Genomic DNA, 12,817 nt, shown 5'->3' with positions numbered 1-12,817 from the left:
CTTGCCGTGAACCGCACTGATTTTGTCAAAAGCATGGCTGCGGGCGCCGCTGCAGCTGCGTTCTTGCGGAAAACGGCGCTGGCATCCGCTCCGAGCGCTAGCGGAAGTGGCCCGATCCTGAACGCCCTGATAGCGACGATGCTACCGATCGGAACGTCCGGATTTCCTGACATCTCTTCCGACGCTCTCGTCGCACGAATGGACGGCATATACAGGCTGAATGCCGACGCAGTTTTTACCGCGTCTCTTCGTGCGTTCAACCAGATGGATGCCTTTGCGGTATCGTCGCCGCAGACGATCGAGATCGAACGAGCGACCGCTCCGCACGAAAACGACGACAAGAGCGGCACCATCGATGCCGCGGCCTTCGCTGCCTCCGGATTACGCGCATCCCAGACCTTCGTGGATGCAGAACCGTCCGCTCGTATCGCCTACATTGCGTTGTGGCAGCATTCTGCGTTTAACGTGCGCCGGCGGTTCTACCAATCCGTACGCGCTCTGTCTTTATCGACGCTTTATTCGATGCCGGAATCCTGGAGCGCGATAGGGTATCGGGGACCATTGCTGAGCCAAGCCCGTTGAAGAACCTCGTTTGCGACGTGCTCATCATTGGATCGGGCGCGGGCGGCGCGACGCTTGCGGCAACGCTGTCGGAGTTTTCGAAGCTGTCGATTATCGTGCTCGAGCGAGGCGGTTATTTTCAAGCGCCGCAGTTCGATCAACGAGAGCTCGACATGACCGTGTTGCTCGCCGATCGCGGCGGAAGGACGACCGTCGACGGCGCCATTCCGGTTGCCGGTGGCGAGTGTGTCGGCGGTGGCACGACCGTAAATTATGCGTTGGCGTTCGATCCGATTCCCGCGGTGTGGGATCGCTGGCGTGCGGAGTATGGATTAGCCGGATTTTCCTTGCGTGGGGACGCGAGCGACTTCGACGTCCCCGGCCTCAATCTCGTTACCGCGACCAACGATGTTCGCAAGCGCTGCAACGTCCACACGCCGGGCGACAAGGAAGTGAACGACAATAACCGCCTCTTCGCAGAGGGCTGCAACCGGCTCGGTATCGCCGTGCGAAAATTCGAGCTCAATATGCAAGGCTGTATCGGCTGCGGTTTTTGTGGGCAGGGCTGTGCGTACGATGCAAAGCGCGGCACGCTAGTCACGTACATGCGGGATGCCCTGCAACGCGGGGTCCGCCTAATACCAGATTGTTCGGTCGACCGAATCCGATTTGAGAAGATACGCGGAGCCGTTCGAGCTACGGGCGCTTCCGCGACGATCGAAAGCGAACGCCTGGACGTTACGGCAAGGCTCGTTATCGTAGCGGCCGGCGCGATCGAATCGCCGGCACTCTTGCAGCGTTCCCTGACGCCCGACCCTTACGATCGGATCGGGCGCGGTTTAGTACTGCATCCAAGCTTGCCGGTTGCCGCCGTCCACGAACGATCGATCACGAACTACCGGGGCATCACCGGTTCGTACTATAGCGATTATTTTTATAAAGAACACCAATTCATGATCGAATGTCTTTTCGATCACCCGATCGACGCAGCCATCGCATTGCCCGGGTTCGGGGCCGATCACTTCGAGCTCATGCGGGCATATTCGCGATTAGGCGGTTTCGGCGCGATGCTGGTCGACACGGTCGATGACAACAACCGGGTTGTTTGGAACGCCACAACCAACAAAGCAGACATCTACTATGCACTCGGAGATGAAGACAAGTCCCGGCTCCGCCTCGCCGCGCAAAAAATGGTGGAAATCGCGTTTGCGTCGGGTGCAATGGAAGCGATCCTGACGTCGTCGGAGCCGCTCACGTCGCGCGGGAATGCGCGGTTCGTGTCGGCCGGCGAGTCCGCACTATGCGAAAACCTGCAGTTCGTTCCTAACGAGACACTGGTGACTTCGGCACACGCACAAGCCTCAATGAAAATGTCGGAAGACCCGCGCAAAGGCATGCTCGATTCGCGGGGAGAGGTTCGAGGAGCGGATGGTCTAATCGTCTGCGACTCGTCCGCCTTTCCGACGTCGTGCGGCGCAAACCCGATGATCGCCATCATGGCGATGGCCCGGTATCAGGGCCGGCGTATCGCCGCGGAGTGGAGCCGCTACGCTAACTAGGGGCGACCTCGTAGCCCTGCGGTTGCCAAGCGTCGCGGTGCAGTATTCAACCTTTGCCTTCGCCGTTCAGCTCGCCGCGCGCGAGAACGCGCCGTAACGCTGGTACTGCGGGTGCGTCTCCTCTTCAATGATCTCTACAACGTCCGAATAGTTGGCAAGAAATTTGTCGGTCGTTAGAAAGCGTGCCGGCTCGATTATCGCCTGCGCGATGAGCACGCGGTCGATCGGGTCTTCATGATATGCCGGCAGCGTCCGAGCTTTTGCGGCGGCGTCCGCCCCAATCGGTAGTTCGATAAAGCCGGTCTCCACCGCCGATCGTGCAATTTCGTCGGGCGCGAATCCTCGAGCCCATCGATTCGGTTCCTCGCTTGTCGCTAGATCCCAAATACTGGCTGCGCTAAAGAAAATCTCGTTGTACTTCGACCGCAACGCCGACCGATAAAAGATCGGCAGACTGGCGACGTCGGTCAACGCCCAGAGCATCACGCGAGTGTCGAGCAAGAATCTTAGTCGCCGTCTAAACATTCCGACGATTCCCAAGACTCTGCCCAAACTTGCGTAGCTTCCGAGACACCGGCCGCAGATATGGTAGCGTAGAGGTCGGCTTCTCGTTTATGCTCGCGTTGAATATCGGCATTGCGCGTGTTTTCCAAGGCGCCGAGCTTGCGATCGAGTGCACGCGTCGCGTTGAAGGGAACGAGCCGCGCGAGCGGCTTTCCCGCCTTGGCGATGACGATCTCATCCCCGTCGACGACCCGTTGAAGAAGACGTGATAGGTGCGTTTTAGCTTGATGGACGTTGAAGGCTGCTTCTGACATTCACTGAGTTCGAGTGCCCGCAACGGCAGCAAATGTGACAAGAACAACATCGCCCGAACGTTATGGCCCTTCGGACGCTCTATGGGATTCGAACTAAACTAAGTTCACTCGTTCATACGTTGGCAAACGCCGATTCGGTGCGAAGGCGCTGCTCGACTGACGTTCGCCGCGTGACGAGGCGTCCGATCGCAACAGATCGGCATCCACGCCGCCGATTTGGACCCCGCTCGTTACCCGCTCGTTGCCGTTTCGTTGCCGAAAGACTGTCGCGAGCAAAATTATCGTGTTACCAAGATGCGAACGAATGGACTAAGTCTAGTCTGAATTCGATACGGGTCGCGGCCGGGGGTGCGCCAAACTTTTGCAAGGCGTATCTGTACAGCGCGGCAACGACAGCAAGCAGACCCGTGACAAAGCCCCATCGCTCCGCCATCGCCCCAACGTGAAAATGCTGCCGTTTGCAACCCGGCGAAGGAGAAAGCCGCAAGATATGCAGCATAAGCGAACCTCGCTCCACCGCGCACCTGTGTATTCAGTACGTACGTAATCGCTCCAATAACGAGCGACACGGCCAAGATTGCTTGGAATGAGATCACCTGGAGCGGTCCATAAAGGATGGCAACCGATGCAAGCAATTGTGGCGATGCCCTGCACTTAAAAAAGTTGAAAAGGTTCGCAACCGCGGCGACTCCCGAGACAAGCGTGAGGAACGGACCTATAATTTTGGAAAGAAATACCTGATCGTGCGCACCTCGTTCATCGTATCCACCACCGAGGAAATAAGCGAACGTTCCTTCCGGATCGCGCCAAACTCGAAACGAACGTACGCCGCAATACACACTCATGCATGAGCAGAAGATCGCAACAACTATTGATGCATTCTTGCAATCCATGCCGCCCAACCGCCTAGCGCAAGACCAAAGAGGTTAGGCCCGCGGCCGCCGCGCGCAAATCTCCAACCGCGTTCCGAGCGGATCCTCAAAGAACAACGCCGGATACCCCGCATCGCTCGAAAATTCAACCACCCGTCCGCCGGCAGAGCGCACCAACGCCTCGACCCCAGCCAGGTCCGCCTCAGAATCCAAAGCAAAGGCTAGGCGCGTCGCAGTCGCGTCCATCGATTCATCCTCGATAAAACCGATGAACCAGCCGGCTTCACCCGGTACAACGGGCGTATGATATTCCACCGCATTCGGCGCATGCGAAACGTCGACGTCGTGCCATTCGCCGTCCTCGGCAACGTGAGCGCGCTGCTTGCGCGATAAACCCAGCGGCATCAGCACCGCATCGTAAAATGGCTCGACCGCAGCAATCGATGCCACGCGCACGTCCGCGTGGTCCAAGCTCAGAAGTTTCACTACCGTTCCGACCCGGCTAACTGTTGTCGGGATGCGCCGCCGCATACGAGGCTACCGCCGCGTCTACTGCCTGCTTCACGGTTTCGCCGGTTCCCGTCAGTTGCTCCAAGCGAGCCCCAAAACAGGCATACACCGATAGCACGAACGTCGAAACCGTGCGCCCACGCTTCGGGACGACTTGCGAAATCGTGCCGGTCGCGATCGTATTGTTGCGATTCGGACCGCAAATAGCATTTGCCGCACCCGGAACGTCCGCCGTAGCGGGAGCCATCTGCGCCGTATAATAATGCTTCAACGCAAAGTACAGCTCGTTGCTCGTATTCGTAAGTTCGGCAGCCGTCACGCCCGGAGCCGGGGGAGCCGCGACCGTCGGCGGCACGACATAAATGCCCCGGCTAGGTTTCACCGCGAGAGCCGCGGGCGTCGGCGATGCGCCGTGATGGTGAAACACCGAGTCGACGATCCCAGAGATACCCTTAAGCGGCACTTGCGCGCCATTGGTCGTCTTGGGCTCCGGCGTGCTGTTCGATTGCGTTGTTTGCATCGATTGCGTCGCGCGCCCCAAGAACGCCAGAATCTGCGAACGGGCCTGCAACGACTGCGAGGCAACGTCCGAAACGCTTTGCACTTGTGCGGTTTGCGAGAACATAATCACGCCGCTCTCGACGCTCACGACCTGCTCCACGACTGCCGCCGCATCTCCAACCGGCGTTACGTAGCCGGAAATATAAAAGTCGGCGTGTTGCTCGCGTGCGTGCGATAAAAAGTCGGTGCGCTTGACATCCATCGGCACCGGCAAGACAACCAAGCTACCGCCGGCGCCCATTTCTTGCGCGATGATTTCGGCGATCGCCGTCCCGAGCTTCTGGTCGGCGCCCGTTTGCACGTCGAACGGATACACCAAGACGCTGCCCGCCACGCCCGGCGGCAACGGCGGCGGGGGGGTCTGCGCGTTCATCAGCGGCGTCGCCACCGGGACCGGCGTGTTCTGGGGTGTTGGTGCGGCCGCGATCAGCGCGATCGACGCGCAGAGTAACAAAGCTCCAAGAAACCGACCCACGGTGCTCCTTCCATCAGTGCTGCCAGTTGCGGTACGGCTCAGCCCGTTGCGGCAAAAGCCGCAATGGCGTCCGCGACCTCGTCCGGGCGTTCGATCATCGCGAAGTGTCCCGCATCGGGAATGATTCGCGCCGAGCCCAAAGGCACCCGGTCGGCTAGCGACTGCGCGTATTTGGGCGGCGTCATCGCGTCGCGCTCGCCCGTCACGGCCAGCACCGGCACGCGCAGCTCGTGCAAGCGTGGACCCGCGTCGAACGCGTCGCATGCGCGGAAGTCGCGCACCGTCTGCGCCTGTCCCACCACAAGCATGTCGGCCACGGCGGCGTCCAGACGTTCGGCCGTCGGATCGGCAAAAAACCAGCCTGCCAGTTGGCGCGCGGCGGCTGGAAAATCAGCTTCCAAACGTTCGAAAATCGCCGGCGCCACGCGCAAACGCGAGCCCGAACCAAGAAGCACCAATCCGCGGACGCCGCTAACACCGCCGCGCAGCGCAACCTCCAATGCCACTGCACCACCCATCGAATGTCCGCACAGCACGATGTCGCCGCGGAACGCAGCCACCGAACCGGCAATGAAATCGGCAAACGCTTCGACGGAAGAAGGTGAAGACGCATCACCACAGCGTCCTGGCAACGCCACCGTCACCGCCCCCGCAAACCGTTGCGGAAACGAGCCGAACGAAGCCGGCGTACAGCCCGCGCCGTGCACGAACACCAACGTCATGGGTTACTACTCAACACGGCCGCATACTCCGCCCCATATAAAAAAATCGAACCGATGCAATAAAACCAAAATAGCAATACCAACGGCGCCGAAAGCGCCCCATATACGGCCGTAAAATCGACGTGCGCTATGTATTGCGCGAAGGCATATTGCACCACCGGCCACGCTGCCGACACGATGCACGCGCCGCGTACCGAAAAACCCCACGAAACGGCCCGGTTCGGCAGCAACCGATATAAGAGCACCGTAACCGCAAACACCAGTGCGATCGACAGCACGTATACCAAGAAGTGCAACATCTGTGCATTTTCGGCAAAGCCGGTCGCACGCACCGAGATCGACAAAAGAACCGGCAGCACGATCGCGACGATCAGCAATATCCCGATCAGCGGCAGCATCACGAACGACAACAGCAGGTTGTGCACCAGCGGACGTGCTTTCGGAACGTTCAATGCGCGATCCAGGGCGAACGCCAGGCCCATGAACAGATTCTTGCCCGACCAAATTAAAATCGCCAACGCGATGAGGCTGGTGATGCCGCGGCCGTACATGTACGTCTGCAGATTGGCCGCGATATAGTCGTGCAACGTTGGTGCGAACGTGTCGAAGAATCCCAGCGTGCGCCGCTCGGCGAATGGTAAAACCAAGGTCGCAGCGCTGAGCACCAGCACCGTCAAAGGAAACAGCGCGAAGAGAGCGTTGAATGCGATCGACTGGGCGAGAAACGCGCAACCGTCTCGCGAAAACCGCATGGCGGCGTCGCGAAACGCGGAGATGAATCGCATCACACCGCGCGGTATATCGTGCGAAGTGCCGGTAATCCCACCTCCGCCGCCGGTGACGATCTCGATCGACGGCCGGCCATTGGTGCAATATGTGCGCGCGTACGTCTCCGCCGGGCGGGTGTACGCGCCGGTCAGTCCGTTGCTGCGGCGCTTGGCCGACGGGGTCTGGTTTGACGGTTCCACGCTCACCGTGCGGCGTGCGGGGCGGCAGCTCAGTGTTCCCCTCAGCGGTGGCGGCTGGGCCGCTCCGCAGAGTGCGTTCGTCGAAATCGGTCCGGTATTACGCTTCCTCGGCGACCTCGTACACTACGATGCTCGCAGCCGGCAACTCGACGTGCGAACGCCGCCACCCGCGCCGCTCGATTCCGCAACGCCCTACCAACAGCAACCGCAAGCGCAACAACTCCCGCGCGCGGTGTTCACGCCGTCGCCTGCACCAGCCATGCGCCCGGTGTGGACCGGCTCGCCATTACCGCGCCGCACGCCGCTACCGTCAAATAGCGGTGCGCCACCGTAACCCTAGCGGGAAACGAAAACTCACGTCGCCGGGGTCCGCTTCGCGAAGATGTTCAGCACTGCGATTATCAGTGCGGCACCCAACGCGATCCAAATCTGCAGCGGATCGGTCAAGAATGTGAGACCAAGTGCGGCGTCGACCGAAAAACGTCCGTTGCCTGCGAACGCAATCGCTAGCGCGACGCAAGCGTACATCGCCGGCAGCTCCCAGCCGCCCTTATCGCTGAAGAAGCCCTTGCTAAGGTGCACGGCTCCGATTGCAACCAGCATGACGCACACGATGATGACTGGGCCCAGCGCGCCACCGACACCGAACGCCGTGAGCAGTCCGCCGACGAACTCGCCCAGTCCGGCTGCTAACGCGAAGAGGCGGCCGGGCCGAAAGCCGATCTTGTCGAAGAATCCACCTGTGCCCGACAGGCCATACCCGCCGAACCAACCGAACAGCTTCTGGCTGCCGTGGGCCGCGAGTCCCAATCCCACAATCAGTCGCACAATTAATAACGCAATGCTCACGTCGAACTAGGTAACACGGCTTTATACATATGTCAAGTAGCCTACATACTGAAAGTAGCCTTTGTCCTCGATTCCACCGTGCCGTCGAGCTCATCGGCCGTAGGTGGACCGGGGCGATCATCCGGGTGCTGCTGCCTGGGCCGCGCCGTTTCAACGAATTGCTGGCGGCCGTTCCGGGTATTTCCGACCGCTTGCTCACCGAACGGCTGCGCGAGCTGGAATCCGCCGGCATCATCCGGCGCGAAGTCCAGTCCGGCTCTCCCGTGCGCGTGCAGTACGAGCTGACCCAAGGCGGATGCGAGTTGCGCGAAGCGCTCGACGCGATTGGCCGTTGGGCCGAGCGTTGGCTTCCGGCCGGCGAAGACGCCCCTGACGGCGAGGACTTAGTGTCGGGCCTGCGCTCGCACGAAGAGCCGTAGCGGCTCGTCGTTCATCGTCGCGGTCCCCATATCGACGTAGCCGGCCTTACCGGCCACACGTAGCGACGCTTTGTTAGCGGCCGACACGATACAGACCGTGCGATCGAAATCCAGCGACGCGTCGGCCCAGGCCACCGCCGCTCGAATCGCTTCGGTTGCGTACCCCTTGCCCCAGAAGTTCGGCGCGATCACCCAACCGGTCTCGGGCGTGCCATCCAACGGCGGCTCGATCGCGCGGTGGAAATCGGCCAAACCGACGTCGCCGACGAACCCGCCGGTGGCGCGATCCTCCACCGCCCAATAGCCGTAGCCCAACATGCTCCAGAGACCCGCGTACGTGAGGATCCGCTGCCAGCTTTGGCTACGCGTGCTCGGACGTCCTGAAATGTGCTGCACCACCGACGGATCGCCCCACATGGCGGCCGATGCATCCAGGTCGGCGGGCTCGTGGGCACGCAAAATCAGCCGCCCCGTGTACAAAATCGGTGCTTTTTTCATAAGGCCCTTTGCGATGGCGCGATGCGAGCGTATAATGCGGCGTCCACGATCGTGTCATCCTTCACATAACAGCTTCGCATGATTCCTTCTAACGTAAAACGCGCTTTCTCAAGCACGCGTTTCGACCGGGCATTACCGGTCATCGGTGTCGCGAAAACGCGTAGCAGGGCTAAGTCGGTAAAGGCGTAGTCGCAGATGCGCCGTACCGCGGCGGTCGCGATTCCTCGCCCCCAAAATGCCGAGCCGACCCAGTAGCCAAGTTCCGCCGAACGGCGCTCGATATCGGTGCCCAACACCAAACTAATCGCGCCGATCGCTTCGCCCTCGCGATCGATCGCAAACATCGATACCCGATCCTGCTCGCGCATCGACCCCAGCCAGTGCTGCGCGTCGTCGAACGAATACGGATGCGGCATGGCGTCGCGTAGATTGATCCAAACGTTGCGGTCGTTCGCGTGCGTCGCAATCGCGGCGGCGTCGGAAAGCAGCGGCGCCCGCAGAACGATCGAGTCGCCGCAATCCAGTTGCGTGCTCGTCATATTGCGGCCTTACGTTTGCGGGACGACCAGTTGCCGCGCGAGCACGAACTGCACCCCTTCGGCCTGCAGTTGCGGAATCAGTAAACGCACGGCTTCCAGTGTGGTCGGGCGCGGATGCCCGATCGCGATGGCGCTGCCGGTTTTCAACGCGATCGCGGCAGCTTCGCGCAGCTGCGCCTCTGAATACGCGACCGATTCTTGATTGTCGAGAAATACGTCGCGGGCTGCGGTCGGAACGTCGTGCGCCTGCGCGGTTTGTTCGCCGACCGACGTCGCGCTGGTTTTCGAATCGATGAAGAACAGGTCGCCGTGTTTGGCCAGGACTTCGATCACGTCGCGCATCACGCGCGGATCGGCCGAACCTTTGCTGCCTTCGTGATTGTTCACGCCGGAGGCCAACGGCACTTGTGCTAGATCGCTTTCGACTTGCGCTGCGATCTGCGCGTCCGACATTTCGGTCGTCACTTTTCCGGGTCCGGGATTGAGCCCCGAAACCGTCTCCATCGGAAGATGCAGCATCACGCCTTTACCGGCGGCAGCGGCTTCTTTGGCAATCGTGCTCGTGTACGGAACGTCGGGCAAGACGGAGACGGTGAGCGGTACGCCCAGCGCGACGAAGCCGCGCTCGGTGTCGATCCATTGTCCGCAATCGTCGACGATCAACGCCAGTTTCGCGCCCGACCCGTGCATGCGCGGAACCGGGGCTGCGGGCGGTGCTGTAACGTTTTCGGCCGGCGTAGCAGAAGGGGCCGCGCTCGGTTCGCTGGACTCGCCGGCGCTCGGTTCGGCACTCGGCTCGCTTCGGTCGGTGGCCGTCGCAACCGGTTCCGGCGTATCGGTCGCCGATTCGTCCGGCGCTTCGGTTTCGGTCGGTGTCGACGTCACGACGGCGACGGTTCCGTCTCTTTGTGAATGATGATGGTGCGGCGCGAGCGTCCACCACGCGGCGGCTGCCGCGATCAAACCGATGACGATCAGTGCGACCGGTGCCGAAGCACGGCCGCGCGCGCGACGTTTCTTTGCCACGCGCTGAGGTTCGTCACAGACTTTCCGCGCCATGCTTGTCGTGCCAGGAACGCGCGGAGCGCCGAGGCAAGAGGAGTCGTGTGAAAAGCCTTCTCGCCGCGGCGTTCGTACTGGTTAGTGCAGCGTTGGCGTTGATCGTGCCGGCGACGGCCCGCTCGGCCGCACCGGTACTGCCGTATCATGCCGCATCGCCGACGCCGCTGCCCTCGCCCGACCGCTTGCTATTCTTGATTCGTCGCCAATTTCGTTCGCATCGTCCGCCGCCGCCATACACGACGTATACGCTCGTACGCAAACAAACGCTCGACGATGGCTATCCCGATCTGTTGAATAGCTACACGTATCACATATGGTGCCGCACCTTCGACCGCGCGGCGCTGGGCCGCAAGGTCTATCGCGGGTCTGCACGCGGAACGCTCGAATTTTTGCGCCCGTCGTTTAACGAGCCGTGGGATCCGGGTCCGCCGACGGCCGACTTGTTCGAGCCGGCGCCAGCGCATCCGCATACGAGCCCGCGCGACTTCGTACCGACGCCCGAGCCGACCGGAAGCTTGCCGCCGACCATCGCCGTCGTCACCGCGATGGGCGAGTTCGACTATCGCATTACCAACATCGTGCGAGAGGGCAACGTGTTGCACCTCAGCCTGCAGCCGCGTCGCGATCCAGATCGAAATCGTATCCGGGAGCTATACGTGGACGCGACGACGCTCGAACTGCAGCAAATCGTTGCCACGGACAAACTGTTCGACGAAGGCGACAACGGCAACCACGTCTATCCGATGTTGTTTACTGTGACGCTCGGCTGGATGAACAACATGCCGGTCGTCACGCACATTCACGGTACCCCGACCTACGAACAAGATTCCGAATATCTCGGCAAAGACGCGACCGTGGATTACGATTTCAACGACATCGCATTCCCGAGTTCGTTGCCCGCGTGGTATTTCGATCCGCGCTCCTACGCCGCGCACGTCGACGACGCGCCGAAATAGTTAGGGCGTTCCGGGTTTCACCAATTGCGGATATTGCTGGTGCAGATTCTGTAACTTCGGCAGATCGTTGGCGACGATGTACGGGTCGTTCATGTTGTGTAGCGCATAGTTTTGGTGATAGTCTTCGGCCGGGTAAAATCCGCGAAACGCTTCGACCTTAGTCACGATCGGATCGGAAAACTTATGCTGATGCGTGAGACGCGCGATCTCGGCAAGCGCTTCTTCGCGCTGCGTCGCAGTCGTGTAGTAAATTTCCGAACGGTATTGCGAACCGTCGTCCGGACCTTGCCGGTTGAGTTCGGTCGGGTCGTGCGCGACGGTGAAATATATGTCGAGCAATTTCGAAAAGGAGATAACCGACGGGTCGTACGTTACTTGCACCGATTCCGCGTGACCGGTCGTGCCGGTGCTCACGATGTCGTAATGCGCCGTTAGCGAGTTGCCGCCCGAATAACCGGCGACGGCCGACTTCACGCCTTTGAGCGATTCGAACACGAGTTGCATGCCCCAAAAACATCCGCCGGCGAGCACGACGCGCTGCGTGCCCGCGGGCGGCGCAGCGGCAGCCTGCGGAGTGGGAGCCGCTGCGCCGAGCAGCAGGGCTAGGGCGAGGAAAGCTATGGATTTCATCTATCCGTAGAACGCTTGAAAACGGCATCTGGATCACCCAGTTGGTAAGCCGAGAGGGCCGACGCCACCAGCAGCCATGGGATGAGCGTCGAGTACGACGCCAAAAGCCGGCGGTCGATTCGTGCGGCCCGGAACGCCGAAGCGGCGGCAAAGGCCGTGTACGCAAAGGTGTTGAGCGCGCCGAGGACCGGACTGCGCAAACGAAAGCGGACCAGCCCGTGGGTCGTGAACAGAATCCACATCGCGGCCTGCAGCCGTAGATAGGCAGTGCGATCGTCCGACGGTGGCGCGTTCAGAACGCGCCAGTTGCCCCACAGGGTGAGGACGTTGTTGATCGGCCATGCCACGCCAAACGCCCACGGTGGCGGCGCGAACGGCGGCCGCGTGCTCTTGGCGTATTCGGCCCTCGCCTTGTCCATCGGGCCGAGCAACTGTGCCGCGTAATTGGCCGCGAGTGCTCCAGCGACGAGTGGAAGAAAACCGTATTTGCGTTCGTTACTCATTACCGCTGTATACCCGACATCCGTTAGCCTGCCATCCCGGTTTCCGGCCGCCGGCGCGAACACCGCTCGTGAAATCATGACGGCTTGCCCCGCCGGTACATGCAACTCTCCCGCGACACTACGAAATTCGGACTAGACTAAGTCCACTCGTTCACATGCCGGCAACGCGCAAAAAGGGCCTCGACACCAGTGTGATGGTGATCGAGACCGATCTGTTGTTGCTTGATGGACGGTTTTGCGCCAAGGAAGCCCCTAGGATCGACTCCATTCCCAAAAGTCTGCGTTGCAGCCCAAACTTTTCCACAGAGTCTCGCC

Annotated in this window: 17 protein-coding genes; 5 read left to right on the top strand and 12 right to left on the bottom strand. The window is 60.9% G+C overall.

The features are described 5' to 3' along the window. The first annotated feature begins 6 nt into the window (after positions 1 to 6). Positions 7 to 582, top strand: a complete 576-nt coding sequence (locus VGF98_00800) for a hypothetical protein (GenBank protein ID HEY1680166.1) — start codon at positions 7 to 9, stop codon at positions 580 to 582. Continuing rightward, a complete protein-coding gene (locus VGF98_00795) occupies positions 579 to 2,120 on the top strand; it encodes a GMC family oxidoreductase (protein HEY1680165.1) in 1,542 nt (513 codons plus the stop codon). The genes VGF98_00800 and VGF98_00795 overlap by 4 nt, the downstream gene beginning before the upstream one ends. Positions 2,121 to 2,186: 66 nt before the next feature. Here the strand turns inward: VGF98_00795 and VGF98_00790 are convergent, their stop codons facing one another. The 6 genes from VGF98_00790 to VGF98_00765 all read right to left on the bottom strand — a co-directional run bounded on the left by VGF98_00790 (position 2,187) and on the right by VGF98_00765 (position 6,830). Beyond that, positions 2,187 to 2,621 (bottom strand): type II toxin-antitoxin system VapC family toxin, encoded by a 435-nt coding sequence (locus VGF98_00790; protein HEY1680164.1) that lies wholly within the window; start codon positions 2,619 to 2,621, stop codon positions 2,187 to 2,189. Positions 2,622 to 2,626: 5 nt separating this feature from the next. After that, a complete protein-coding gene (locus tag VGF98_00785; protein HEY1680163.1) occupies positions 2,627 to 2,938 on the bottom strand; it encodes a type II toxin-antitoxin system prevent-host-death family antitoxin in 312 nt (103 codons plus the stop codon). Positions 2,939 to 3,864: 926 nt separating this feature from the next. Then, entirely contained in the window at positions 3,865 to 4,296 is a 432-nt protein-coding gene (locus VGF98_00780; protein HEY1680162.1) for a VOC family protein, read from the bottom strand. A gap of 16 nt (positions 4,297 to 4,312) precedes the next feature. Next, entirely contained in the window at positions 4,313 to 5,356 is a 1,044-nt protein-coding gene (locus tag VGF98_00775) for a hypothetical protein (protein HEY1680161.1), read from the bottom strand. Positions 5,357 to 5,394: 38 nt separating this feature from the next. After that, a complete protein-coding gene (locus VGF98_00770) occupies positions 5,395 to 6,078 on the bottom strand; it encodes an alpha/beta hydrolase (GenBank protein HEY1680160.1) in 684 nt (227 codons plus the stop codon). Next, the gene (locus VGF98_00765) at positions 6,075 to 6,830 is read right to left on the bottom strand and encodes a YihY/virulence factor BrkB family protein (protein ID HEY1680159.1); all 756 of its coding nucleotides are present in this window, start codon (positions 6,828 to 6,830) and stop codon (positions 6,075 to 6,077) included. The genes VGF98_00770 and VGF98_00765 overlap by 4 nt, the downstream gene beginning before the upstream one ends. Here VGF98_00765 and VGF98_00760 point away from each other — a divergent pair. Then, on the top strand, positions 6,829 to 7,380 hold the full coding sequence (locus tag VGF98_00760) for a hypothetical protein (protein HEY1680158.1): 552 nt from the start codon (positions 6,829 to 6,831) through the stop codon (positions 7,378 to 7,380). The genes VGF98_00765 and VGF98_00760 overlap by 2 nt on opposite strands. 20 nt (positions 7,381 to 7,400) lie before the next feature. On the opposite strand, the gene VGF98_00755 is transcribed toward VGF98_00760, so the two are convergent. Next, positions 7,401 to 7,874 carry a DoxX family protein gene (locus VGF98_00755; GenBank protein HEY1680157.1) on the bottom strand — a complete coding sequence of 158 codons (474 nt, stop codon included), beginning with the start codon at positions 7,872 to 7,874 and terminating at the stop codon, positions 7,401 to 7,403. Positions 7,875 to 7,924: 50 nt separating this feature from the next. Here VGF98_00755 and VGF98_00750 point away from each other — a divergent pair, with 50 nt between their 5' ends. Beyond that, positions 7,925 to 8,314, top strand: a complete 390-nt coding sequence (locus VGF98_00750) for a helix-turn-helix domain-containing protein (GenBank protein ID HEY1680156.1) — start codon at positions 7,925 to 7,927, stop codon at positions 8,312 to 8,314. Here VGF98_00750 and VGF98_00745 read toward each other — a convergent pair. From VGF98_00745 to VGF98_00735, 3 genes are read right to left on the bottom strand one after another with little or no spacing between them, the layout of a single operon-like run. Further along, positions 8,279 to 8,812, bottom strand: coding sequence for a GNAT family N-acetyltransferase (locus tag VGF98_00745; GenBank protein ID HEY1680155.1), 534 nt, complete (start codon positions 8,810 to 8,812; stop codon positions 8,279 to 8,281). The genes VGF98_00750 and VGF98_00745 overlap by 36 nt on opposite strands. After that, positions 8,809 to 9,351, bottom strand: coding sequence for a GNAT family protein (locus tag VGF98_00740; protein HEY1680154.1), 543 nt, complete (start codon positions 9,349 to 9,351; stop codon positions 8,809 to 8,811). The genes VGF98_00745 and VGF98_00740 overlap by 4 nt, the downstream gene beginning before the upstream one ends. A gap of 9 nt (positions 9,352 to 9,360) precedes the next feature. Next, complete coding sequence (locus VGF98_00735; GenBank protein ID HEY1680153.1) at positions 9,361 to 10,377, bottom strand: divergent polysaccharide deacetylase family protein; 1,017 nt, start codon at positions 10,375 to 10,377, stop codon at positions 9,361 to 9,363. A gap of 80 nt (positions 10,378 to 10,457) precedes the next feature. Here VGF98_00735 and VGF98_00730 point away from each other — a divergent pair, with 80 nt between their 5' ends. Next, positions 10,458 to 11,369 (top strand): hypothetical protein, encoded by a 912-nt coding sequence (locus tag VGF98_00730; GenBank protein HEY1680152.1) that lies wholly within the window; start codon positions 10,458 to 10,460, stop codon positions 11,367 to 11,369. Here VGF98_00730 and msrA read toward each other — a convergent pair whose 3' ends face one another. Then, positions 11,370 to 11,999 carry a peptide-methionine (S)-S-oxide reductase MsrA gene (gene msrA / locus VGF98_00725; protein ID HEY1680151.1) on the bottom strand — a complete coding sequence of 210 codons (630 nt, stop codon included), beginning with the start codon at positions 11,997 to 11,999 and terminating at the stop codon, positions 11,370 to 11,372. Then, the gene (locus tag VGF98_00720) at positions 11,996 to 12,580 is read right to left on the bottom strand and encodes a tryptophan-rich sensory protein (protein HEY1680150.1); all 585 of its coding nucleotides are present in this window, start codon (positions 12,578 to 12,580) and stop codon (positions 11,996 to 11,998) included. Before VGF98_00720 ends, msrA begins: the two co-directional genes overlap by 4 nt. Between the last annotated feature and the right edge of the window lie 237 nt (positions 12,581 to 12,817).

Origin of the sequence: Candidatus Tumulicola sp., assembly GCA_036490475.1 — a bacterium.
GTDB lineage: Bacteria > Vulcanimicrobiota > Vulcanimicrobiia > Vulcanimicrobiales > Vulcanimicrobiaceae > Tumulicola.
The sequence above is the reverse complement of the archived record's forward strand: the minus strand, read 5'-3'. Positions and strand labels throughout refer to the sequence as shown.

Excerpts from the sequence above, each read along its gene's own strand:
- VGF98_00750 (HEY1680156.1), top strand. The coding sequence starts at position 7,925 with ATGTCAAGTAGCCTACATACTGAAAGTAGCCTTTGTCCTCGATTCCAC.
- VGF98_00740 (HEY1680154.1), bottom strand. The coding sequence starts at position 9,351 with ATGACGAGCACGCAACTGGATTGCGGCGACTCGATCGTTCTGCGGGCG.
- VGF98_00770 (HEY1680160.1), bottom strand. The coding sequence starts at position 6,078 with ATGACGTTGGTGTTCGTGCACGGCGCGGGCTGTACGCCGGCTTCGTTC.
- VGF98_00785 (HEY1680163.1), bottom strand. The coding sequence starts at position 2,938 with ATGTCAGAAGCAGCCTTCAACGTCCATCAAGCTAAAACGCACCTATCA.
- VGF98_00765 (HEY1680159.1), bottom strand. The coding sequence starts at position 6,830 with ATGCGGTTTTCGCGAGACGGTTGCGCGTTTCTCGCCCAGTCGATCGCA.
- VGF98_00745 (HEY1680155.1), bottom strand. The coding sequence starts at position 8,812 with ATGAAAAAAGCACCGATTTTGTACACGGGGCGGCTGATTTTGCGTGCC.
- msrA (HEY1680151.1), bottom strand. The coding sequence starts at position 11,999 with ATGAAATCCATAGCTTTCCTCGCCCTAGCCCTGCTGCTCGGCGCAGCG.
- VGF98_00760 (HEY1680158.1), top strand. The coding sequence starts at position 6,829 with ATGGCGGCGTCGCGAAACGCGGAGATGAATCGCATCACACCGCGCGGT.
- VGF98_00720 (HEY1680150.1), bottom strand. The coding sequence starts at position 12,580 with ATGATTTCACGAGCGGTGTTCGCGCCGGCGGCCGGAAACCGGGATGGC.